Source organism: Thalassospira sp. MCCC 1A02898 (assembly GCF_001618185.1).
Classification (GTDB): domain Bacteria; phylum Pseudomonadota; class Alphaproteobacteria; order Rhodospirillales; family Thalassospiraceae; genus Thalassospira; species Thalassospira tepidiphila.
Genome location: NZ_LPXK01000013.1, coordinates 542,480 through 563,370, shown reverse-complemented (window position 1 = coordinate 563,370; position 20,891 = coordinate 542,480). Strand labels below are relative to the sequence as shown.

Below are 20,891 nucleotides of genomic sequence, written 5' to 3'. Positions count from 1 at the left end.
GGGCGGGGTGGGCCGCTTAGTTCGCTGCGCGGCGGGTGAGGGCGGTCAGCAATCCAGCACCAATCATGACCCCGCCTCCGATGCGTGTCAGGCGACGCAGGGCGGATGGGTGGCGGAACCGTTCACGCAGTGCACTTGCCATCACCGCCCAGATCGCAACGTTGATGGCGGCCAGTATGACGAACGTTGCGGTCATAATCATGAACTGAGGCAAAAGCGGATCACCGGCTGTCACGAACTGCGGCACAAACGCGATGAAGAAAACGATGCCCTTGGGGTTCAGGGCAGTGACGATATAGGCCTGCAGGAACATGCGCGACGGACGGTTGCGTTTGGCATCCGGGTTGTCATGCAGGGCTTCGGGCTTTTCACGCCACATCTTGATGCCAAGATAGATCAGATAGGCCGCCCCAACGAGTTTGAGCACGGTAAAAGCTTCTGCCGAGGCCGCGAGTAACGCACCAGCCCCGGCGAGCGAGATCGTCATTGCGGTGAGATCGCCCAGTGCAACCCCCGGAACCGTTGCCCATGCAGTTTGTTTGCCCTTGCCCAATGCATAGCTGACGACAAGCATGATGGTCGGGCCGGGAATGGCCAGAACCACAGCGCAAGCAAAAGCAAAGGCAAGCCAGATTTCAAACGACATGGGGCGTACTCCGAAAAAGGTATCTCACAGAATGCGTCATTCCGAAGGGTTTGCAAATACCATCATAAGGTAATTTACCCGATATAGGGCAGTCTATTCGTGGCGCCAGCTCGGATGACGCTTTTCGATAAAGGCGCCGATCCCTTCGCGGGCATCATGTTTTTGCATATTCGCCGTCATCACATCGGATGCATAGGAATAGGCCTGCGACAGTGGCATCTCGAGCTGTTTGTAAAATGCCTGTTTGCCAAGCCGAACCGTCATGCCCGATCGGGCCGCGATCCCGGCGGCCAGAGCGTTGGTGTGTTCTTCAAGTTCATCATCGCCGACCACGTCTGACACCAGTCCCATGGCAAAGGCGGTTTCGGCATTGATCGGATCGCCGGTCAGAAGCATCCGCATGGCATGTTTGCGGGCAATGTTGCGGCTAAGTGCGACCATCGGGGTAGAGCAGAACAAGCCGATATTGACCCCCGGGGTGGCGAACTTGGCGCTGTTGGCGGCAACAGCCAGATCGCAACTGGCGACAAGCTGGCAACCGGCTGCTGTTGCCATGCCGCGCACACGCGCGATGACGGGTTGCGGCAGACTGACAATCGTCATCATCAGGTCGCTGCATTGCGTAAACAGGCTGGCATGCTGATCACACTCGGTAATGCCATTCATTTCCTTAAGGTCGTGGCCTGCACAAAAGACAGGACCCTCTGCTGCCAGAATGACACATCTGACGGTGGTCTCCTTGGTGATCTTATCAAAGGCGTCCTTAAGGGCTGTCATCATCGCCCCCGACAGGGCATTGCGGCGTTTGGGGTTGTTCATCGTCAGGGTGACAAAGCCGTCATTGTCTGTGCGTGTGACAAGCTCTGGCTCGGTTGTGGAAACGGTCATGGCGGGCCTCCCGGATGGCTGTATGTGTTTGACGTTTTTTGATTTTTAAAACACGGTATACCGTAGTAGAATTACACGCAAAGGGTTAGCGGCCTGTGCCAATAATAAAACCCTGGGGATGTGCCGAATGTTATTCTGTCTTTGCCTGATCAATAAAAATTAATTCGGCAAGTGGTTGTGCATGAGTAAAGATTTCCCAAATCGGCGGGGGCGGGCACCGGGGCGTTTCGTTCCGACCCGGACAGTCCGTGAGTCTGTGCGGCTGACGAAACCCGTGCGTGAAACGCCCATCAAGCGGTTTGATAGCAAGGACATGATGGAACGCGATCTTGAAAGATATCGCGCAGAGGCCCGTGCACGTCTTTTACAGAACGGTTTTGATATTCCAGCCTTTCTGATGCCCAAACCCAAGATCAATCCTGAAGACGAGGACGCCGGTGATGTACCTGATCCGGTCATCGAGGAAGATATGCGTCCGCCAGCCATGATCGGGCCAAAGCCAACCATGCCGGTTAAGAGTGAAAAGCGCGCTGATGTCAAAAATCCGGCTGCTGTTGCCGCGGCAAAGGTCAAACCTAATCGCCATGTCTATGTCCCAGACAAGGCAAGCGGGCTTGTTTCGATGTTCCTGCCAGACGATAGCCAGCTGAAATCTGGTGCATCAGACGCGGCCGGCGCAGCGGGCGGGCAATTGGTGCGACCGCAGGATCGTGCAGCCCATGAAGCTGCCCAAAGGGCTGCCATCGACAAGGAACGTAGCGCCTATGACGACTATGTCGACAGCCTGAATGGCGGTAAGACATTGCTTGATCGGACTCGGGAAAAGGACAGCCAGGGCGGGGATGTTGGCAATGACATTGCAGGCCGGGTAGACGACCTGAAAGAGGCCGAGGTTCGAAAGTCCCGCATCAATCTGCCAGATAGCGAAGACAACTGGGCCCTGCATGAAGACCTTGATGCCAAGCGTCAGGCGATTTTACAAAAGCAGGGAAAGTCGGCGGGATCTGCAAAAGGGCAATCATCGAAGGGGCGTAAACAGCCGGGTGAACCCTTAGGCTTTAACAAGATGATCGCGCGGTTGGCAGCCTACATGATAGCTGCGGTGGCTGTGGGCTATGTGCTGGTTCTGACGGTCAATGAATTTTCGGCAATTCTCGGCAGATAACACAGATAACAAACTATTGCCGAACGATTGCCTTAATCCCCATATATCAGAGAGGAATTCGGTGGTGTGACGTCAGGGCCGCTTGGGCTTGGCAGGTCGCGCAACAATAAGAACAAGGTACGGGGAAGACAGAGCGAAATCATCCGAGGCGGGGGCCGCCGTGATCATGGCATGATGGACATGATGCCGGGATCAGGGCGAAATAACAGTTCACCCTGTTGCAGGAGGCAGCAATTGATGCTGTGAAGTCGCCATGATGTATGACGAAACCGGTCAGGAAGACCGTCAGCCTGTTTACTTGCCAGAAAACCGCTTTCACTGGGCATCCAACGACGAAGTCGACAAGCCGCTGCGAGATCTTTCGCGTGGGCCGGTTCACGCCCGTTTCAGGCAAAAATCTGATCAAGGGCCGGGGATGTCGCCCGGTGAGTGGATGCGTGAAAATTTGCCCGGGCTCGGCGCAACGGCGATTGCGGCAATCGTGATCCTGTGTGTCGTGGTGGCGATCTATACCGACGTGGCCGGGATTTTGCCCCGCTAGTGCTTGGGGATCTGATGTCCCCTAAAAGCGGTCTGTGTATGCGCAAATTGTTGACGTTAACGTAAACGTTATGTCAGGCTATCTCCCTGAAACAAAAATGCTGCGTCAAAGCAGCTCCAGAGGGAGGCCATCCAAGCCATGAACAGTTCCGTGACCCGGACCGGCGTAACGCCAGCCGACTTTGATGCCATCATGCGCGAGAAAGTCCCGTTTGTCGGGGATATGGATGTCAGGACCGAAAGCCTTTCAGACGATACCGCAATCCTGCGCCTGCCATTCAAGGAACGCTATCTGCGTCCGGGCAATGTGGTGACCGGGCCTGCGATCTTTGCGCTGGCCGATATTGCACTGTATGCCGTGGCGTGGCTTGTGGTCCCCAAGGCGGATCTTGCGGTAACGACCGAGGCGACGGTTCATTTCCTGTCCGGGGCAAAGCCCGGTGATCTGATTGCAGAGGCCAAAATCCTGAAGGCGGGCAGGCGGCTTTTGATTGCCGAATGCCATATTCGATCTGCCGTTGATGACAGCCTTTGTGCGCATGTGATCGGGACTTATGCCATGCCGCCGGCCGAAAAATAGCGTAAATTGTTGTGGTAAAATAATACCGCAACTGTTAAGTCATTGATTTAATGTGAAATATTCCTGTTGTTTTCCTGTTGGATGCTGGCATAATGCGCCGACTTTCAACGAGGGAACATTCCCTCCGTGGAACCCAGTTTTCGAGTATAGAAATAATGAAAACCTTCACTGCGACACCGAGCGACATCGAGCGCAAATGGTTCGTGGTCGACGCAGAAGACGTCGTCCTTGGCCGCCTTGCAGCCGTTGTTGCCAACCGTCTTCGTGGTAAACACAAAGCGATGTTTACCCCGCACATGGATTGTGGCGATCACATCGTCATCGTCAATGCCGAAAAAGTCAAACTGACTGGCCGTAAACTTCAGAACAAGAAGTTCTACTGGCACACCGGTTACCCGGGCGGCATCAAAGAACGCACCATGGACAAGCTCCTGAACGGTGAGCATCCGGAACGCGTCATCATCAAAGCTGTTGAGCGTATGATGAGCCGTGGCCCGCTGCGCAGCCAGGTTCTTTCCAAACTGCACGTCTATGCTGGTACCGAGCATCCGCATGAAGCTCAGAAGCCGGAAGTCCTCGACGTAGCGGCTATGAACGAAAAGAATAAGCGGAGTGGCAAATAATGGCCGACACCAAAACTCTTGAAGATCTCAAGGATCTGGCACAGGGCGGCGAAGTTGCTGCTGCTGCAGAAGGCACCCTGCCGGAGCCGAAGATCGACGCACAGGGCCGTTCCTATGCAACCGGCCGTCGTAAGAACGCAATTGCACGCGTCTGGATCAAACCGGGCTCGGGTAAAGTCACCGTCAATGGCCGTGAGTTCGAAGACTACTTCGCACGTCCGGTTCTGCGCATGGTGATCAACCAGCCGTTCGGCGTAACCAATCGCAAAGATCAGTTCGATGTTGTCTGCACCGTTTCCGGTGGCGGTCTTTCCGGTCAGGCCGGTGCCGTTCGTCACGGTATCTCCCGTGCACTGACCATGTTCGAGCCGGCACTGCGTCCGTCACTTAAAGCTGGTGGGTTCCTCACCCGTGACTCGCGTGCTGTTGAACGTAAAAAATACGGTCGCGCCAAAGCTCGTCGTAGCTTCCAGTTCTCGAAACGTTAAGTCGTTTTCGGGCACAAGGCTCGCGATACTGTTTGGAAAAGCGTCACCCTCGGGTGGCGCTTTTTCTTTTTGCGAAAGCCAATAAAAAAGCGGCGTTCTCACATAGGAGAGCGCCGCTTTTCGTTTCGTATCAAGACGTGCCTGTTGCTTATTGCCAGCGGTCCGAGAAATCGCGCGGGATCATCAGGATGTCACGATCGACCTTGGTGACGTCCGTATGTCCGCAAAGCGCCATGGAGACTTCAAGTTCCTTTTGAATGAGCTCCAGCGCCTTGGTTACACCGGCTTCGCCCATCGCACCCAGGCCATAAACATAAGCGCGCCCTATATAGGTGCCCTTGGCGCCCATTGCCAAGGCCTTCAGCACGTCCTGACCAGAACGGATGCCGCTATCAAGATGGACTTCGATCTTGTCGCCAACGGCATCCATGATCGCCGGCAATGCCCGGATGGAGGACAAGGCACCGTCAAGCTGACGACCGCCATGGTTGGAAACGATGATGGCGTCTGCGCCGACATTAAGCGCCTCCAGCGCATCGCGCGGATCAATGATCCCCTTGATGATCAGCGGCCCATCCCACATTTTGCGGAACTCGCGAATACGATCCCAATCAAGGGATACATCGAACGCTTCGGCGGTCCAGGTGCTCAGCGATGACGCGTCGGCAACACCCTTGGCGTGACCGACAATGTTGCCAAAGAAGCGCCGCTTGGTGCCGAGCATGCCAAGACCCCATTGGACCTTGGTCATCATGTTGGTAACCGATTTGAAAGTCAGTTTGGGCGGGGCGGACAGACCGTTTTTCAGATCCTTGTGGCGCTGGCCCAGCATCTGAAGATCGACCGTGATGACCGCTGCCGAGCATTTGGCGGCTTTGGCGCGATCAAACAGGCGCTTCATGAAGTCGTCGTCTTTAAGTGTGTAAACCTGCAGCCAGAACGGTTTGGATGTGTTTTCCGCGACATCCTCGATTGAACAGATCGACATGGTCGACAGCGTGTAGGGGACGCCGAATTTCTCTGCCGCACGCGCAGCCTTGATCTCGCCGTCCGCACTTTGCATGCCAGTCAGTCCGACCGGGGCAAGGGCGACGGGCATGGCTACATCCTGACCGATCATCTGGCTTTTGGTGGTGCGCCCGGCCATGTCGATTGCGACCCGCTGACGCAGATGAATTTCCTGAAAATCGGTGGTGTTTTCACGGAATGTCTGCTCGGTCCAGCTTCCGGATTCTGCGTAATCATAAAACATGCGCGGTGTGCGCCGTTTATAGATGCGTTTCAGGTCTTCGACGCAGGTAATCACTGGCATGAGGTCAACTCCGAATAAAATGTGCCTTGTATTGGTAATACCACTTTCCGAGTTTGTCGCAAACCGAATTGAAAATCAGCTTTTGAGTTGTTGTTTTCGTAAGCCGGATTCAGGCTGATGTTGTTGTCATTAAAGAATTTTAAAAAGAGGGATCGAAATTTGGGAAGGTTGTGATATTAACAAATCTCTGACGCGATAATTTTTTGAATTTTAAGGTGTGATCCAATGGTTGGAACGATGCGACGAGTTTTCAAAACATAACTGTTTGAACCTCTGTTGGATAACCTTGCGATATGTGAAGGGCCGCTAATGGAGCGGTCTTTTTTTATGCCAATTTGAAAGTTTGGCACTTACCTGAAGCCCAAAGAAAGGGACCCCCGATATGCAGTACAGAAAGCTGCACGACGCCGATTTTGATGCCGCAAACGCATTCCTTGCCAATCATGCTGCGACCTGCATGGTGCTGCGCGGAAACCTGCGAACTGCCGGTATTGAACGACGTCGTCATCCGCTTTCTGGCAACTGGTTCGGGGAAGTTGCCCCGGATGGCGGTATCAGCGCGATTGTCGCCCAATTTGGCAATGGCAACGTCTTTGTCGAGGCCGGTGATCAGGAAGCTATCCCAAAGGCCCTGACGGCGGCGTTTGCTGCCGATCCGCTGAAGCCGGTTGCAGGTGTGTTTGGTGATGCTGATGCGGCGCAGGATATGCTCTGCCAGCTGGGGCTTGAGGACGCGGCCTATGCGATCAATGCATCGGATGTGCTTTACGAGCTTGATCTCAGCAATCTGATCGTGCCGCAAAACGCCCGCGCCGATGATTTTCAGATGGTTGATGCGGAAAAGATTGACCGCAATACATTGCTGCGCTGGTTGCGCGCCTACGAAATCGAGGCGCTCGGCGCGGAAGACACCCCCAGCCTTGACAGCAAAATCGCCTCACGCCTTGTCCATGCGCTGGATGCCCGGACCATGTGGGGCCTGATCGTCGATGGCAAGGCGGTGTCGCTTTCAGGCTTCAACGCAACCTTGCCCGACATGGTGCAAGTAGGCCCCGTCTGGACCCCGCCCGAGGAGCGCTCCAACGGTTATGCCCGTATACTGGTGGCCAAAACACTTCTGGCGGTGCGGGCGCGGGGCGTTAAACATGCTATTCTGTCAACCGACAGTGAAGCAGCCGCAAGGGCGTATGAGGCGCTTGGGTTTAAGAAGATCGGGCGGTATCGGTTGGCGTTACTCGCGAGACCGGTTAATCTCAGCCCGGTTCTGGAAACCCAACCTTAATCGAATTGAGGTCTGCCGTGAAAACCAACGGGTTATCTTGTGCGATCCAGAAACCAGTCCTGCTGGCAATATTCATGTCTCTGGTAGGGGCTTTTGCTTCTGCATGTTTCCCGGTAGGTGCGCGTGCTCAGGATCTCTCACAGGTCTTGTACCGATTTGAAAACCGGGCGCTGACCTTGGGCCGATATGGCGCGGTAGCGGTGTTTCAGGAACGGCTTTTTACGCAGGCCGCGAACTGTGCTGGCAAATCGGCCGGCAGCTATGGCACGCCGGACGGGGTTATCGGGGCGAAAACGCGGCAGGCGATCATTGATCTGCAGCCGTGCCTGAATGCTGCTGTGCGGACTGCAGTCGGGGCCGAAAGTTATGGGGCGATCACGATCGGGCTTTGGCGGTTATTGATGCCAGCCCAACTGCCGCCACCTGATGCCATCACGCGGGCGAACCACCTGACCTTTGCGCTGGAGGGCACGGACTACGACGTCATCCAGTTCAATTTCTGTCAGTCGAAAAATCCCCGCAGCGGCAAGACCTTCCTTGAAGGTGATCCTTATTGCCATACCAATGATCCGCGTGCCTATCTGACATGGGGGCCGCGCGGCGCAACCGCCGGGGCAGGGGCGGAAATTCAGCAAATTCTGTTTGCCGCCGAGCGCGCCAATCCCGGGTTGTTGCAAAACGTCTTTGGACCGTTTACCGAGGATATGCATCGCCTGGCGCTTGGCAACAATGATGCGGCGTTTGATATACTCTGTGCGATCTGGGTTGATGAACGGAAGCGTACTGCCTTCGAAAAACGCTTTGCCGCCTATGGCGCGCGGTATGAGGTGCAGGCGGCCTATCATCGGGTATATGACGCGGCCAATGCCGATGGCGGCAAAATAGCGCGATTTTTCAAATTATATAACGCCCTGAAACCGGTGATCAATCGCGATCCGACCGAAATTGATCTGGCCTTTTTCATTGACCGCGCAACCCATGGCTCCGTCCCGCCCGGCGATATCAGCAATCTTGTCGATCGGATGACAAAATTCGTCACCCGTACACGAAATGTGCCAAGCGCGGGTGAGCTGCGCAAACAACTGGCCGCATGGTTGCCGACACATCACAAATACAATGACCGGCTGGCACGTGATGCGATTTTTCTGGTGGATGACCCGGATGTGGTGGTGTCGGATGCCCATCGGCGCATGTGGTTGCAACGATCCGGACTAAAGGCCAGTGACTTTGGGCTGTCTGACGCGCGCTACGTTGCAAGCTATCCCGTTGCAAGCCCCACGGGATACGAGAAGATCGAGAAATTCTATACCGTTTTGCCCGAGGATGCGCGCGCCTGTCCCGATACCGTACGCCGGGCGCGCAAGAAATAGAGATATATCACTTTGTACTGTTATGCCTGTTAAGGTTGTGTAAAACTACGCTAACTTTTGGTTGAGTTGGCGGAGGTTTTTGTGGCGGTAAAAGAGAAGCGATCACGTGTTAGTCAAGCAGATGTGCCTGCTTTCAGTCTGAGTGATGCACTGAAGGTTCCAATGGCAATTTTTGAGAATTACGCTGGAGATCCGACCCCTCCATTGGGAGTCGCTTCTGCCATGAGTTTAAGTCCCGGCTCTTCGCAATTCAAAATGATTACGGGTGCGTCGATAGCTTACGGACTAACGAATGGGGGGTATAATGCAAGCTCAATTTCCGTGACAGATCTAGCTAGGAAAATAATAAAGCCGACCGAAGAAGGAGCGGATCATTCGGGAAAAGTCGAAGCTTTGATGCATCCGCGAGTAATCAAAGAGTTTCTTGATAAGTATGATCAGAATTCAGTGCCGAAAGATGCAATAGCACTGAATGTGTTGGAAGGAATGGGGGTCCCTTCTGCAAGGACCGAGAAAACTCTGAGGCTGATACTTGAAAGTGCTGATGAACTCGGAATTATTACCGATATTAAAGGTAAGAAATATATAAATATTAAGTCCATCGTGCCCAGAAATACAGCAACCTCCGCGTCAGATGACGAAACTGAGTTAGATGCCGACGATTTTGTTGTTCCTGAGTTTGAGGTGGAGGAGGTTTCACCTACTACGAAACCACTTAAGGAAATTGTAAACCGGAAAGTTTTTATAACTCATGGGCATAACAAGGGGTTCATTGAGCCAATTAAGAAACTTCTTAAGTTTGGCGAGATGGAGGCTGTTGTATCTGTTGAAAAACAGTCGGTCAGCCAACCTGTCCCAGAAAAGGTCATGAGAGATATGCGTGAATGTGGCGCCGCTATTATTCATGTTGAACAAGAGCAAACCCTACTCGACAAAGAAGCAAATGAGCATCCAATGCTAAACCCGAACGTGCTTATCGAAATTGGCGCGGCGATGGCGTTGTATGATAAGAGGTTCATTCTTCTCGTCCGTGAGGGGATCAAACTACCTTCAAATTTGCAAGGCTTGTATGAGGTTCGGTACTCTGGAGAAAACCTTGACGGAGACACTACTATAAAGCTGTTGGAGGCCATCAATGCTCTTAAGGCAGAGGGTAGTAAGTAAGCACTCCAGTACTTTGCTCAATAATTAAATGTTGCATCCAGTATGGTGCTTTGCCAACATCCGCGCGTTATCACTGCCTGCTTTCAAGCAGGTGCTAAATATGGAGTAGGAATTGAAATGAACGACGTTAAGGTCAAAGTCGGAATTCTCGGTGCCAGTGGCTATACCGGGGCGGAACTGGTTCGCATTCTTGCGCATCACGAAGCTTCGGAAATTACCCTGTTGACCGCAGACCGACGCGCCGGACGTCCGTTCGGGGAAGTTTTCCCCCATCTTGCCCATATCAAACTGCCGACCATGATCTCGATTGCCGAGGCTGACTGGTCGACCGTCGATCTGATTTTCTGTGCGTTGCCACATGGCACGACACAGGAAGTCATTGCCGGTCTGCCTGAACATGTAAAGGTCGTCGATCTGTCGGCCGACTTCCGTCTGTTTGATCCGGCGACCTACAAGGAATGGTATGGCGCGGAACATGCCGCACAGGACCTGCAGAAAGAAGTCGTTTATGGCTTGACCGAGCTGCACCGTGAAAAGATCAAAAAGGCACGCGTTGTTGCCAATCCGGGTTGTTATCCGACCCCGGTGCAGCTTGCACTGACGCCGCTTCTGGAAGGCAAGCTTGTCCATGCTGACGACATCATCATTGATGCCAAATCCGGTGTGACGGGTGCCGGCCGTTCGCCCAAGGAAATGACGCTGTATGCCGAAGTGACCGAAGGCATTCACGCCTATGGCACCGGCGGGCACCGCCACGCGCCAGAGATCGAGCAGGGCCTTGCCTGGGCGTGCGGCAGTGACGTTGTGGTGAACTTTTCACCGCACCTGATGCCGATGAGCCGCGGTATCCTTGAAAGCATCTACGTCAAAATGACCAACGGCACTAAGGCCGAGGACATTCAGGCCACCCTTGAAAAGCGGTTTGCCGATGAGCCGTTTGTGCGTGTTCTGCCGTTTGGTGTCACGCCGCAGACCCGCCATGTGCGAGGGTCTAACTATGTTCTGATGGGGGTCGTCAAGGATCGTGTGCCGGGGCGTGTAATCATCGTTGCGGTCGAAGACAACCTTGTCAAAGGCGCATCCGGTCAGGCGGTTCAGAACATGAACGTCATGCTGGGCTTGCCCGAAACCATGGGCCTTGAGATCGAGCCGCTGTTCCCTTAAGCGAACCGGCGAAGAACAAGTTAAAGGCGGAGCCATCTGGTTCCGCCTTTTTCGTTATCGGCGAAGCTTATCGGGCAATGGTCGAATTTTGCCAAAGCGGGCTTTCATGTCGGGCGTATCAACTTTAAACTGACGGCAATTAATTGAATGCCAGTTTGTGAAAGGTCCCACAGCATGCGTTTGTCCTATCGCGGGGTGAAGCCCACCATTGATGAAACCGCCTTCATTGCCCCCAATGCGACGATCATTGGTGATGTTGAAATCGGGGCTGAGACCGGCATCTGGTTTGGCTGTGTTATTCGTGGCGATGTGCATGAAATCCGCATTGGATCGCGCACCAATATTCAGGACCTGACCATGGTGCATGTCGCCAAGGGCAAATTCGGCACCTATATCGGCGATGACGTCACCATTGGTCATTCAGCGATCATTCATGCCTGCACGCTTGAAGATCGAAGCTTTGTCGGCATGGGGGCGACCGTGATGGATGGTTGCGTGATTGAGCAGGGCGGGATGCTGGGTGCCAATGCGCTTCTGGCACCGGGAAAACGCATTCCGGCAGGCGAGCTTTGGGCCGGTGTTCCGGCGCGCAAGGTGCGGGATCTGACGCAGGAAGAAATCGAATTCTTCAAGGTGTCGGCTGATCGCTATGCCGATCTGGCGCAGGAATATGTCAAATCAATCCCCGAGGACTTGGCATAAGATTCCCCCAGTAATGCGCGTTGCTGGACTGATGTTCTGTGATGCCGGTTCTGGTCGATGCGCGTTTGAATAAACGGATGTAAAGGCAGCCAAAGGCAGCCAGCCATTGACTTTGATCAAGGCAAGGGGCAATTGTGTGGGTGTAAATGAAAAGCGTTCGCGATTGAGAAATTGCGTGACCTTCACCCGATAATCGACCAAATCAAAGTGTTTTCGATGCCCCACAATCTTCGTTCGTCACTGCATCTAACCTCTGTTCTCGCCCTTGTGGGCTGCTTTGCGGGTAGCCCTGCCTTGGCGGAAGACGCGTCGGCGATGCTGCATCGGCTTGCCGATACGGGACATCGCAACACGGCGAGTGTGTCGGAAGTTGCGACGGCCGCCGAGGCGCAGTCACCCTTTAAAAATATGGCGGACCTGGGCGAGGCACTTTATTTCGATACCAACCTTTCAGCCAATCGCACCATGTCCTGCGCCACCTGTCACGATCCGTCAACGGGGTTCCGTGATCCCCGTGTCGATGTCGCAAGCGGGTCGTTTTCATTGGGCGATGATGGCGAAAGCCTTGGCGATCGTAATGCACCGACGGCAAGCTATGCCAAATTCTCCCCGCCTTTTCATGTGCGCGAAGATGGTGTCGCGGTTGGTGGCCAGTTCTGGGATGGACGGGCGGTGGATCTGGCTGAGCAGGCCGGTGGTCCTCCGCTGAACCCGATTGAGATGGGGATGCCGGACAAGGCCAGTGTGGTTGCGCGTCTGCACGAAGACGACGACTATGTCGCAGGCTTCAAGGCGTTGTTTGGCAATGATATCTGGTCGGATGCGGATGATGCATATGGTGCAATGACCAAGGCAATTGCCGCGTTTGAAGAGGGTGATGAGTTCGCACCGTTCGACAGCAAATATGACCGCTTCCTGCGCGGCGAATACAAAATGACGCCGCAGGAAGAATTGGGTCGTGTCCTGTTCTTTTCGCAGCAATTCACCAATTGCAATACCTGCCACATGCTGAAAACCAGCCCGACGGCAGAGGGCGAAACTTTCACCAATTACGAGTTCCACAATATCGGCGTGCCGCGCAATGTCGCAATGCGGGACGCTGTCCGCAAGGATGTCCGATTTACCGATAACGGGTTGCTCGATAACGCAGCCATCGACGACCCGGCCTATCGCGGCAAATACAAAACCCCGTCACTGCGCAATGTGGCGGTGACAGGGCCCTATATGCATAACGGCGTCTTTGCCGATCTTGAAACAGTGGTTCGGTTCTATAACAAATATAACAGCAAGGCCGAGATCAATCAGACCAACCCGGAAACCGGCAAGCCATGGGGCGAACCGGAAGTGGCCGAAACCATTTCGCTTAAAGAGCTTGAGCAGGGCGATGCCCTTGATGAAAAGCGCATCGATGCCATTGTCGCCTTCCTCAAGACATTGACCGATGCGCGCTATGAGCCACTTCTGGAACAGCAGCAGGCGGCCAAAGCAAACTAGGTTTTCAGCGTTTCAATCACCGCACTTTGTGCCAGATCGCCAAGGCCGGCTTTTGTCGCCTTTTCAAAGACGTCATACGCACTTTGGCCAACGGGTGTCGCCATGCCGAGGTCCCTTACAAGCGCAAGTGCGTAGGATGCGTCCTTGGCGCGCAAGGCATTGGTGAAGTGGATGTTTTCGTGATGATTGCCACTGACCATGCCAGGAACCGTCATAAGGCCGGACCCACTGGCATTTGCACCGATGGCAAAGGTATCGGCAACGGTTTGACCATCAAGCCCCGCCTTCTGCGCGACCGCAATCAGTTCGGCGGCGGCAGCAATATGAACAGCGCCGAGCAAGTTGTGCATCAGCTTGTAAACCGTGCCCGATCCGATTGCGCCGAAATGAATGGTCTTTTTGCCCGTGTCATTGAGGATCGGGGTGATGCGATCAAGGGTTTTAGGCGCGGCCCCGATCAAAAAGATGGTGTTGCCCGCCTCAACATCGGCGGGAATGCCCGTTACCGGGCTATCAACATATCGAACACCCGCGGCCTCGATCGTTTTTGAAAGCTCAAGCACAAAGGCGTGCGACAGGGTGGAGCATTCAATCGCAATGCTGTCTTTTCGCATGGAAGCAAGCGCACCATCATCGCCCAGCCAAACTGACCGTGCTGCCGCGTCATCAGACATAAATGAAATCACGGTATCGACATCATTGGCGGCCATTGCCGGTGTGTCGCAGGCAACCGCGCCAAGGGTAACAAGCGGTTCAAGTTTGGTTTTGTTTCTGTTCCAGACCTTGACGTCATACCCCTTTGAAAGCAGGCGTTTGATCATCGCCGATGCCATGCGGCCAGCGCCAAGAAAGCCGATTGTGTGGGCCATCATTATTCCCTTGGATTTATTCGGATAAAAGAAAACGGTCTGCCGTGATGGCAGACCGTGAAAATGTGTCAGGGTGGTCTGCGATCAGATCAGGACAAGCTCACTTTGACATATTCGCCCGGGGCCGGGCCAATGACCTTAAGCTTGCCATCGCCCGGTTTGCGGGCATCGACCTTGCCACCGGCACGACGACCGACCCAGTTTTGCCAATCGGTCCACCAGGATCCTTCATGCTGGGCGGCCTTGGCCATCCAGTCTTCCGGGTTGGCCGGATTGCGATTGTACGTCCAATAGCAATATTTCTTGGCCGCAGGCGGGTTGACCACACCGGCAATATGCCCCGATGCCGACAGGACGAATTTGACCTGGCCTGACATCAACTGCGTCCCGGCATAGGTTGCCTGCCACGGTGCGATATGGTCTTCGCGGGTGGAAAGGAAATAGACCGGGATTTTGATGTCACGCAGATCAATCGGTTCGCCAAAGATCTTGATGCCGCCCGGTTCACGCAACAGGTTCTTGTTATACATATTGCGCAAATAGAAGCTGTGCATCGCCTTGGGCATGCGGGTGGAATCGGAGTTCCAATACAGAAGATCAAACGGGAACGGATCCTTGCCCAGCATGTAGTTGGACACGACAAACGACCAGATCAGATCATTGGCGCGCAGCATGTTAAACGACATCGACATATCGCGCCCGTCAAGGTAGCCCTCTTTGGACATCTTGTGTTCAAGGCTTTTGATCTGTTCGTCATCCACAAAGACCGAAAGTTCGCCCGACTTTTCAAAATCGGTCAGCGTGGTCAGGAAGGTCGCGGATTTAACCCGGTCATCCCCGGTTTTCGCCATATAGGCCAATGTCGAGGCCAGAAGCGTACCGCCAAGGCAATAGCCGATGGCATTGACTTCTTTCTCGCCGGTGGCCTGTTCGATCATGTCAAGGGCGGCAAGAACGCCTTCCTTGGCGTAGTCTTCAAACGATTTTTCGGCAAGTTCGCTGTCAGGGTTAACCCAGGACAGGACAAACACCGTGTGGCCCTGATCAACCGCCCATTTGATGAAGGAGTTTTCCGGGCGCAGATCAAGAATGTAGTATTTGTTGATCCACGGTGGAACGATCACAAGCGGGCGTTTTGCAACCTTGTCGGTGCTTGGCTTATATTGCAGAAGTTCCATCAACGGCGTTTTGCCGACAACTGATCCTTCGGTCGTGGCGACGTTTTCGCCAACCTTGAAGGCATCAAGATCGGTCATGCGGATTTGCAGTTTGCCCTTGCCGCGTTCAAGGTCTTCCAGAAGGTTTTGCAAGCCCTTAAGCAGGTTTTCACCACCAGATTCGATTGTGGTCCGTATGACTTCCGGATTGGTCATCAGGAAGTTGGTCGGCGAAATCGCATCGACGAATTGGCGGGTGTAAAATTCGACTTTCTGGGCGGTTTTATCATCAAGTCCGTCCACGTCGTGGACAACGTTTTGCATCCATTGGGATGACAGGAGATATGACTGCTTGATGAAATCAAACAGTTCATTGTTTTCCCACGCCTCGTCGCGGAATCGACGATCCCCCTTTTGCGGGGAGACAACCGGTTCGGCTTCTTCGCCCATCATACGCAGGGTGGTGTTATGCCACAGCGTATAATATTGCTGCCAAAGCTCCATCTGGGCTTCGACCAGCTTGACCGGGTTTTGCATCATGTGCGTGGTCAATTCAGCAAAGGCAGAGCCGATATTAAGCGGGTCCGGGTCGGATATTTCCGGATCTTCTGCCTGCTTTGCCAGGAATTCAGACACAAGTCGTTGACTTTTCTCAGCAATCTCTGCCATAGCGGCAGAGAGCTTTTCGGGATCCGGATGTTTGTTTTCAGTTTCGATGGCCTGTTGATCGCTCATGGGGCATTCCCTTATGATACCGCCGCGGATACAAGGTAACTTCAGAACATTTTTGCGTCTTTGCAATATCGCAAGACTTTTGACGTTCTATGTTCCGGGTATCCGATTGACGTTCCGGGTTGAAACTTTGCTTGATCCCAAGCTTATCATGGCCTTAGCCTAGCGCGTCGTTTAGGGGTAGTACAAGAATTATAAGGTGACGTTTTTGCGGATTGATTTAATGCAGACGTCGTCCAACTGAATTTGGAGCAGCGAAAAGAAATGGGCGTTCTGAAATCGACCACCGGGCAGGGGGCTTGGCAGGAGACTGCAAGGGGGAAGCTGCGGGTATTGCTGCAGACGGGCTCGGCCCTGGCTGTGGTGCTGACACTTGGCGCCTGTTCTTCGGTTCCCGATGCGATCAATCCGGTCGAGTGGGGCAAATCCGTCGGTGACATGTTTGATGGCGAAGATGAAGAGCGCGCCGTCAAATCCGACGAAGCCATTCCGGGTGAAGATGGCGAGTACCCGAACCTTTCCGACACGCCCGCCAAACCGGTTGTCACCGGCGATGCAGAACGTGATGCACTGGTTGCCGGCCTGGCCGCAGACCGCCAGAATGCCCAGTATGAACAGGGTGGCCGCCGTCAAAGCAGCCCGCCTGTGAACGCGCTGCAAGCCGCACCGGCCGCACCAGCGTCGCAACCCGCGATCAATCCGGCACCGACAACACCGGTTTCCAGCAGTTCAATGGCCGATACCGGCAGTTCCGCGGCCGCAGCTGCCACCACGAGCGCGGTAACCTCTGCGCCAAGCGGCTCCAAGATTGCCGACGAATGGAATGCAAAATCCCCGTCCAGTGGCCCGGTTCCGACACCGGAAGCCCCGCCTGCAGCACCGACTGCGGCACAGGGTGAAGATGCCCGTGCCCAGCAGCTTGCAGCCTATGAGGCAGCACAGGCAGCGCAGAGTGGACAGTCTGCACAGCAGACGAGTGCGGGTGCTCCTGTATCGTCTGGTGATCCGGTCATGGATCAGTATCAGCGTCGTCTGGCCGAAGGTCAGGGCGTATTTGCCAACGAACCGGCGCCAGTGCAGACGCAGGAATTTGATTATTCGATGTATTCCGACAATGGTTCGGTGATCGTCGATGAAAGCCAGTTGGGCGGGGCGGAGGCGATGTATGGCGACTCCGCATCTTATGACATGACGGTCACCAACGATGCGCTGGCATCGCGTCTTGGCGTGCAGTCGATTGATCAGGCTGGCCCGGCTGTCAGTGAAGTCCAGATCGCACAGATCCAGTTCGCGCACGGTTCGACCAACCTTGGTGGTGCTGATTACAACGTGCTTGAACAGGTTGCCGCAACCTGGCAGCAGACCAGCGGCTTTATCCGCGTGATTGGTCATGCGTCGATGCGCACCGGCAATATGTCGCTTGAACAGCATCTGGCGGTAAACCGCCGTGTGTCCGAAGGCCGTGCTGCGGCCGTCGTGTCGCGCCTGATTGAGCTTGGCGTCAATCCGAATGCGATCTTTGTGGGGGCGGATGGCTCGGCCGATCCGCGCTACTACGAAGGTGTTCCGGCGGGCGAAGCTGGCAACCGTCGTGTCGAGATTTATCTGGATTACTGATCACGTCGATCAAAACAGTTCAGAACCAAACAGCAAAACGCGGAGGGAGAAATCCTTCCGCGTTTTTTGCGTTGGGCAACGCTGTGTGCGGAAATGGTCGGGTTTTTGCCGTCAGCCCGACGTCACCCGGTCCTTTCCCCGCCGTAAATCGCATTTATGCGTATTTTCCGCGCATTAATTCGTTGAGTATGATTTCAAGAAAAGGTACATCCTTCGAATTGTACGCTATTAATGGCCTGAATATCGGGCCTAAACGCAACTTTCGAGAAATCGAGGATATGCTTTTCGCATAAAATTCGAATTTTAGTGATTTGACGAGGAAACAGGATAATGTCGCAGGACTTCCACCGCATAAAACGTCTACCGCCTTATGTATTCGCAGAAGTAAATGCGATGAAGGCGGCGGCGCGGCGAGCGGGGGAGGACATTATCGATTTCGGTATGGGCAACCCGGACCCGGCGACCCCACAGCATATCGTCGACAAGCTGGTTGAAACGGTCCAGAACCCGCGCACCCATGGCTATTCGATGTCGCGCGGCATTCCCGGCCTGCGCAAGGCATTGGCGGCCTATTACGGCCGTCGCTTTGGTGTCGATATTGATCCCGAAACCGAAACCGTTGTGACCCTTGGTTCCAAGGAAGGTTTGGCAAACCTGGCTGCGGCGATCACAAGTCCCGGCGATATCTTTTTGGTGCCAAACCCGTCCTATCCGATCCATGCGTTCGGCTTCATCATTGCAGGCGCGGCATTGCGCCATATTCCGATTGGTCATGATGATCAGGGGACGTTTAATACCGAAAGCTTTATGGATCAGCTTCATCGCGCGGTGAAGCACTCGGTCCCGAAGCCAAGTGCGGTGGTCCTGAACTTCCCGGCCAACCCGACCGCCCTTGTGGTGGATCTGGCGTTTTATCAGGAAGTTGTCGATTTCTGCCGCAAGCATGAAATCTATGTGCTGTCGGACATTGCCTATTCCGAGATTTATTTTGATGGCAATCCGCCGCCCTCGATCCTGCAGTGCCAAGGGGCAAAGGATATCGCCGTTGAATTCTATTCGCTGTCGAAAACCTATTCGATGGCGGGCTGGCGTATCGGATTTGCCACCGGCAATAAAAAGCTGATCAACGCACTGACCCGCATCAAGTCATACCTTGATTACGGTGCCTTTACCCCGGTTCAGGTGGCTGCAACCGCGGCCCTCAATGGTCCGCAGGATTGTGTCGAGGAATTCCGCAATCTGTACCGCGAACGCCGCGATATCTTTATCGAAGGGGCGCAAAGTGCCGGTTGGGAAATTCCAAGCCCGGCGGCAACCATGTTTGCCTGGGCACCGATCCCCGATGCCTTTGCCGAACTGGGCTCGCTTGATTTTTCCAAGCTGCTTTTGCAGGAAGCAGGCGTTGCCGTGGCACCGGGTCTTGGCTTTGGCGAGTATGGTGATCGCCATGTGCGTATCGCGCTTGTGGAAAACAAGCACCGCATTCGTCAGGCCAATCGCAACATCAAACAGTTCTTTGCCAAGTGCCCCGATGCAGAATCTGCACGTGAACTGTTGAAGAAATCCGTCTGATATCTCATAAAGCATTCTGTGTTTCGCCCGGGACATGTCCCGGGCGTTCTGTTATCAGGGCGCAGTGATCTTTTTTGATCACGGGCGGAGCCAAAGATGTAACCACGCGACAAGGAGTTATCGTGAAAGACGTCGTCAAAATCGGTGTGGCAGGCCTTGGTACGGTCGGTGCCGGAACCGTTAAACTGCTGAGTGAACATCGCGACCTTCTGACAGACCGTTCGGGTCGCCAGATTGTCGTCACAGCGGTATCGGCGCGTGATCGAACTCGCGATCGTGGTTTTTCCACCGAAGGCCTGACCTGGTATGATGATGCCCGTGATCTTGCAGGGGACAAGGATATCGACATCCTTGTCGAACTGATTGGCGGATCAGATGGCATTGCCTATGACACTTGCAAGGCCGCCCTTGAAAATGGCAAGCACGTTGTGACCGCCAACAAGGCGCTGATTGCGCTTAAGGGTGCAGAACTTGCGCGGATTGCCGATGCCAACAATGTCACCATCGCCTATGAGGCGGCGGTTGCTGGCGGTATCCCGGTGATCAAGGCGCTGCGCGAAGGTCTGGCTGGTAACGAGATTTCGCGCGTGACCGGTATTTTGAATGGCACGTGTAACTACATCCTGACCACCATGCGTGAACAGGGTCGTGACTTTGCCGACGTTCTGGCAGAGGCACAGAAACTTGGCTATGCCGAAGCCGATCCCACCTTTGATGTCGATGGCATTGATGCCGCGCACAAGCTTGCGATCCTGGCGAGCCTTGCCTTTGGTGTTGAAGTCGACTTTGACGCGGTTGCAGTCGAAGGCATCCGCAGCGTTTCAGCCCTTGATATCCAGCTTGCTGAAGAACTTGGTTATCGCATCAAGCTGCTTGGCATTGCCAAACAGACGGCCGAGGGCATCGAGCAGCGCGTATCCCCGGTGATGGTCGATCGTGCAACCCAGATTTCCAAGGTCGAAGGCGTATTTAACGCGGTCGCCCTTGAAGGCGACTATGTCGGGCCAGTGGTCCTGCAGGGGCGTGGTGCAGGTGAACGTCCGACCGCATCGGCGGTGGTTGCCGATATCGTCGATATCGCGGCTGGTCGTGCGGCACCGGTGTTTGGTCTGCCGGCAGATCGGTTGAAGAAAAACGTGCGTGCGTCGCTCGAAAAGCATGTTGGCGCCTATTACCTGCGCCTGATGGTGTGGGACCGCCCGGGTGTCATGGCCGAGGTGACCGCAACCCTTGCCAAGCATGGGGTGTCGATGGCGTCCATGATCCAGCATGGCCGGGCCGAAACCGAAGGCGGCGTTGTGCCGGTGGTTATTGTGGCGCACGAAACGACTGAGTCCGCCATGTCGGGTGCGGTGAATGATATTGCAGCGTTCGAAAGCAATTCACAGCCGCCGGTTCTGATGCGGATTGAAAGCTTCGCATCTTAACAAAATGAACAACACATATTCGCCCCGTATCTGCCATGATGCGGGGCGATGTTGTATAGCTCGGATCAAAGACCGAGCATAAAAATAAAAAGACAACAA

19 protein-coding genes are annotated in these 20,891 nt (G+C 54.5%); 14 read left to right on the top strand and 5 right to left on the bottom strand.

Features of this window, described 5'->3' with window-relative positions:
* Positions 1–16: 16 nt before the first annotated feature.
* Together AUQ41_RS19325 and AUQ41_RS19320 are read right to left on the bottom strand one after the other, a co-directional pair.
* Complete coding sequence (locus AUQ41_RS19325) at positions 17–646, bottom strand: LysE family translocator (protein WP_063090071.1); 630 nt, start codon at positions 644–646, stop codon at positions 17–19.
* Between the two features lie 93 nt (positions 647–739).
* Positions 740–1,534 (bottom strand): enoyl-CoA hydratase, encoded by a 795-nt coding sequence (locus AUQ41_RS19320; RefSeq protein WP_063090069.1) that lies wholly within the window; start codon positions 1,532–1,534, stop codon positions 740–742.
* A 181-nt stretch (positions 1,535–1,715) separates the two neighbouring features.
* Here AUQ41_RS19320 and AUQ41_RS19315 point away from each other — a divergent pair, with 181 nt between their 5' ends.
* From AUQ41_RS19315 to rpsI, 5 genes are all read left to right on the top strand, one after another.
* Positions 1,716–2,699: a hypothetical protein gene (locus AUQ41_RS19315; protein WP_143588709.1), complete on the top strand. Its 984-nt coding sequence runs from the start codon at positions 1,716–1,718 to the stop codon at positions 2,697–2,699.
* A gap of 253 nt (positions 2,700–2,952) precedes the next feature.
* A complete protein-coding gene (locus AUQ41_RS19310) occupies positions 2,953–3,240 on the top strand; it encodes a hypothetical protein (protein WP_143588710.1) in 288 nt (95 codons plus the stop codon).
* A 138-nt stretch (positions 3,241–3,378) separates the two neighbouring features.
* Positions 3,379–3,819, top strand: coding sequence for a PaaI family thioesterase (locus AUQ41_RS19305; RefSeq protein ID WP_063090063.1), 441 nt, complete (start codon positions 3,379–3,381; stop codon positions 3,817–3,819).
* Between the two features lie 155 nt (positions 3,820–3,974).
* Positions 3,975–4,442 (top strand): 50S ribosomal protein L13, encoded by a 468-nt coding sequence (rplM, locus tag AUQ41_RS19300; RefSeq protein WP_008890948.1) that lies wholly within the window; start codon positions 3,975–3,977, stop codon positions 4,440–4,442.
* The gene (rpsI, locus tag AUQ41_RS19295; protein WP_008890947.1) at positions 4,442–4,930 is read left to right on the top strand and encodes a 30S ribosomal protein S9; all 489 of its coding nucleotides are present in this window, start codon (positions 4,442–4,444) and stop codon (positions 4,928–4,930) included. The genes rplM and rpsI overlap by 1 nt, the downstream gene beginning before the upstream one ends.
* Positions 4,931–5,078: 148 nt before the next feature.
* Here the strand turns inward: rpsI and AUQ41_RS19290 are convergent, their stop codons facing one another.
* Positions 5,079–6,242: an alpha-hydroxy acid oxidase gene (locus AUQ41_RS19290; RefSeq protein ID WP_063090061.1), complete on the bottom strand. Its 1,164-nt coding sequence runs from the start codon at positions 6,240–6,242 to the stop codon at positions 5,079–5,081.
* Between the two features lie 382 nt (positions 6,243–6,624).
* On the opposite strand from AUQ41_RS19290, the gene AUQ41_RS19285 reads away from it, so the two are divergent.
* From AUQ41_RS19285 to AUQ41_RS19260, 6 genes are all read left to right on the top strand, one after another.
* Positions 6,625–7,524 carry a GNAT family N-acetyltransferase gene (locus tag AUQ41_RS19285; protein ID WP_063090059.1) on the top strand — a complete coding sequence of 300 codons (900 nt, stop codon included), beginning with the start codon at positions 6,625–6,627 and terminating at the stop codon, positions 7,522–7,524.
* Between the two features lie 146 nt (positions 7,525–7,670).
* Complete coding sequence (locus AUQ41_RS19280) at positions 7,671–8,894, top strand: hypothetical protein (RefSeq protein ID WP_232308472.1); 1,224 nt, start codon at positions 7,671–7,673, stop codon at positions 8,892–8,894.
* A gap of 81 nt (positions 8,895–8,975) precedes the next feature.
* Positions 8,976–10,058: a TIR domain-containing protein gene (locus tag AUQ41_RS19275; RefSeq protein ID WP_143588711.1), complete on the top strand. Its 1,083-nt coding sequence runs from the start codon at positions 8,976–8,978 to the stop codon at positions 10,056–10,058.
* 117 nt (positions 10,059–10,175) lie between these two features.
* Positions 10,176–11,222, top strand: a complete 1,047-nt coding sequence (gene argC / locus AUQ41_RS19270) for an N-acetyl-gamma-glutamyl-phosphate reductase (RefSeq protein ID WP_063090054.1) — start codon at positions 10,176–10,178, stop codon at positions 11,220–11,222.
* A 174-nt stretch (positions 11,223–11,396) separates the two neighbouring features.
* The gene (locus AUQ41_RS19265; protein WP_083952754.1) at positions 11,397–11,924 is read left to right on the top strand and encodes a gamma carbonic anhydrase family protein; all 528 of its coding nucleotides are present in this window, start codon (positions 11,397–11,399) and stop codon (positions 11,922–11,924) included.
* Between the two features lie 216 nt (positions 11,925–12,140).
* Positions 12,141–13,418 (top strand): cytochrome-c peroxidase, encoded by a 1,278-nt coding sequence (locus AUQ41_RS19260; RefSeq protein WP_198155658.1) that lies wholly within the window; start codon positions 12,141–12,143, stop codon positions 13,416–13,418.
* Here the strand turns inward: AUQ41_RS19260 and AUQ41_RS19255 are convergent.
* On the bottom strand, positions 13,415–14,287 hold the full coding sequence (locus AUQ41_RS19255) for an NAD(P)-dependent oxidoreductase (protein ID WP_063090051.1): 873 nt from the start codon (positions 14,285–14,287) through the stop codon (positions 13,415–13,417). The two genes, AUQ41_RS19260 and AUQ41_RS19255, sit on opposite strands and share 4 nt — an antisense overlap.
* An 89-nt stretch (positions 14,288–14,376) precedes the next feature.
* Positions 14,377–16,179, bottom strand: coding sequence for an alpha/beta hydrolase (locus AUQ41_RS19250; protein ID WP_063090049.1), 1,803 nt, complete (start codon positions 16,177–16,179; stop codon positions 14,377–14,379).
* 261 nt (positions 16,180–16,440) lie between these two features.
* Here AUQ41_RS19250 and AUQ41_RS19245 point away from each other — a divergent pair, with 261 nt between their 5' ends.
* The 3 genes from AUQ41_RS19245 (at position 16,441) to AUQ41_RS19235 (ending at position 20,792) form a co-directional block, all read left to right on the top strand.
* Positions 16,441–17,793 (top strand): OmpA family protein, encoded by a 1,353-nt coding sequence (locus tag AUQ41_RS19245; protein ID WP_063090047.1) that lies wholly within the window; start codon positions 16,441–16,443, stop codon positions 17,791–17,793.
* A 330-nt stretch (positions 17,794–18,123) separates the two neighbouring features.
* The gene (locus AUQ41_RS19240) at positions 18,124–19,365 is read left to right on the top strand and encodes an LL-diaminopimelate aminotransferase (RefSeq protein WP_063090045.1); all 1,242 of its coding nucleotides are present in this window, start codon (positions 18,124–18,126) and stop codon (positions 19,363–19,365) included.
* 122 nt (positions 19,366–19,487) lie between these two features.
* Entirely contained in the window at positions 19,488–20,792 is a 1,305-nt protein-coding gene (locus AUQ41_RS19235) for a homoserine dehydrogenase (protein WP_063090043.1), read from the top strand.
* Positions 20,793–20,891 lie beyond the last annotated feature (99 nt).

What these genes read in the sequence shown, in the direction of transcription:
- AUQ41_RS19325 (WP_063090071.1), bottom strand. Translation starts at nt 646, where the DNA reads ATGTCGTTTGAAATCTGGCTTGCCTTTGCTTTTGCTTGCGCTGTGGTT.
- AUQ41_RS19320 (WP_063090069.1), bottom strand. Translation starts at nt 1,534, where the DNA reads ATGACCGTTTCCACAACCGAGCCAGAGCTTGTCACACGCACAGACAAT.
- AUQ41_RS19315 (WP_143588709.1), top strand. Translation starts at nt 1,716, where the DNA reads ATGAGTAAAGATTTCCCAAATCGGCGGGGGCGGGCACCGGGGCGTTTC.
- AUQ41_RS19310 (WP_143588710.1), top strand. Translation starts at nt 2,953, where the DNA reads ATGATGTATGACGAAACCGGTCAGGAAGACCGTCAGCCTGTTTACTTG.
- AUQ41_RS19305 (WP_063090063.1), top strand. Translation starts at nt 3,379, where the DNA reads ATGAACAGTTCCGTGACCCGGACCGGCGTAACGCCAGCCGACTTTGAT.
- rplM (WP_008890948.1), top strand. Translation starts at nt 3,975, where the DNA reads ATGAAAACCTTCACTGCGACACCGAGCGACATCGAGCGCAAATGGTTC.
- rpsI (WP_008890947.1), top strand. Translation starts at nt 4,442, where the DNA reads ATGGCCGACACCAAAACTCTTGAAGATCTCAAGGATCTGGCACAGGGC.
- AUQ41_RS19290 (WP_063090061.1), bottom strand. Translation starts at nt 6,242, where the DNA reads ATGCCAGTGATTACCTGCGTCGAAGACCTGAAACGCATCTATAAACGG.
- AUQ41_RS19285 (WP_063090059.1), top strand. Translation starts at nt 6,625, where the DNA reads ATGCAGTACAGAAAGCTGCACGACGCCGATTTTGATGCCGCAAACGCA.
- argC (WP_063090054.1), top strand. Translation starts at nt 10,176, where the DNA reads ATGAACGACGTTAAGGTCAAAGTCGGAATTCTCGGTGCCAGTGGCTAT.
- AUQ41_RS19265 (WP_083952754.1), top strand. Translation starts at nt 11,397, where the DNA reads ATGCGTTTGTCCTATCGCGGGGTGAAGCCCACCATTGATGAAACCGCC.
- AUQ41_RS19260 (WP_198155658.1), top strand. Translation starts at nt 12,141, where the DNA reads ATGCCCCACAATCTTCGTTCGTCACTGCATCTAACCTCTGTTCTCGCC.
- AUQ41_RS19255 (WP_063090051.1), bottom strand. Translation starts at nt 14,287, where the DNA reads ATGGCCCACACAATCGGCTTTCTTGGCGCTGGCCGCATGGCATCGGCG.
- AUQ41_RS19250 (WP_063090049.1), bottom strand. Translation starts at nt 16,179, where the DNA reads ATGAGCGATCAACAGGCCATCGAAACTGAAAACAAACATCCGGATCCC.
- AUQ41_RS19245 (WP_063090047.1), top strand. Translation starts at nt 16,441, where the DNA reads ATGGGCGTTCTGAAATCGACCACCGGGCAGGGGGCTTGGCAGGAGACT.
- AUQ41_RS19240 (WP_063090045.1), top strand. Translation starts at nt 18,124, where the DNA reads ATGTCGCAGGACTTCCACCGCATAAAACGTCTACCGCCTTATGTATTC.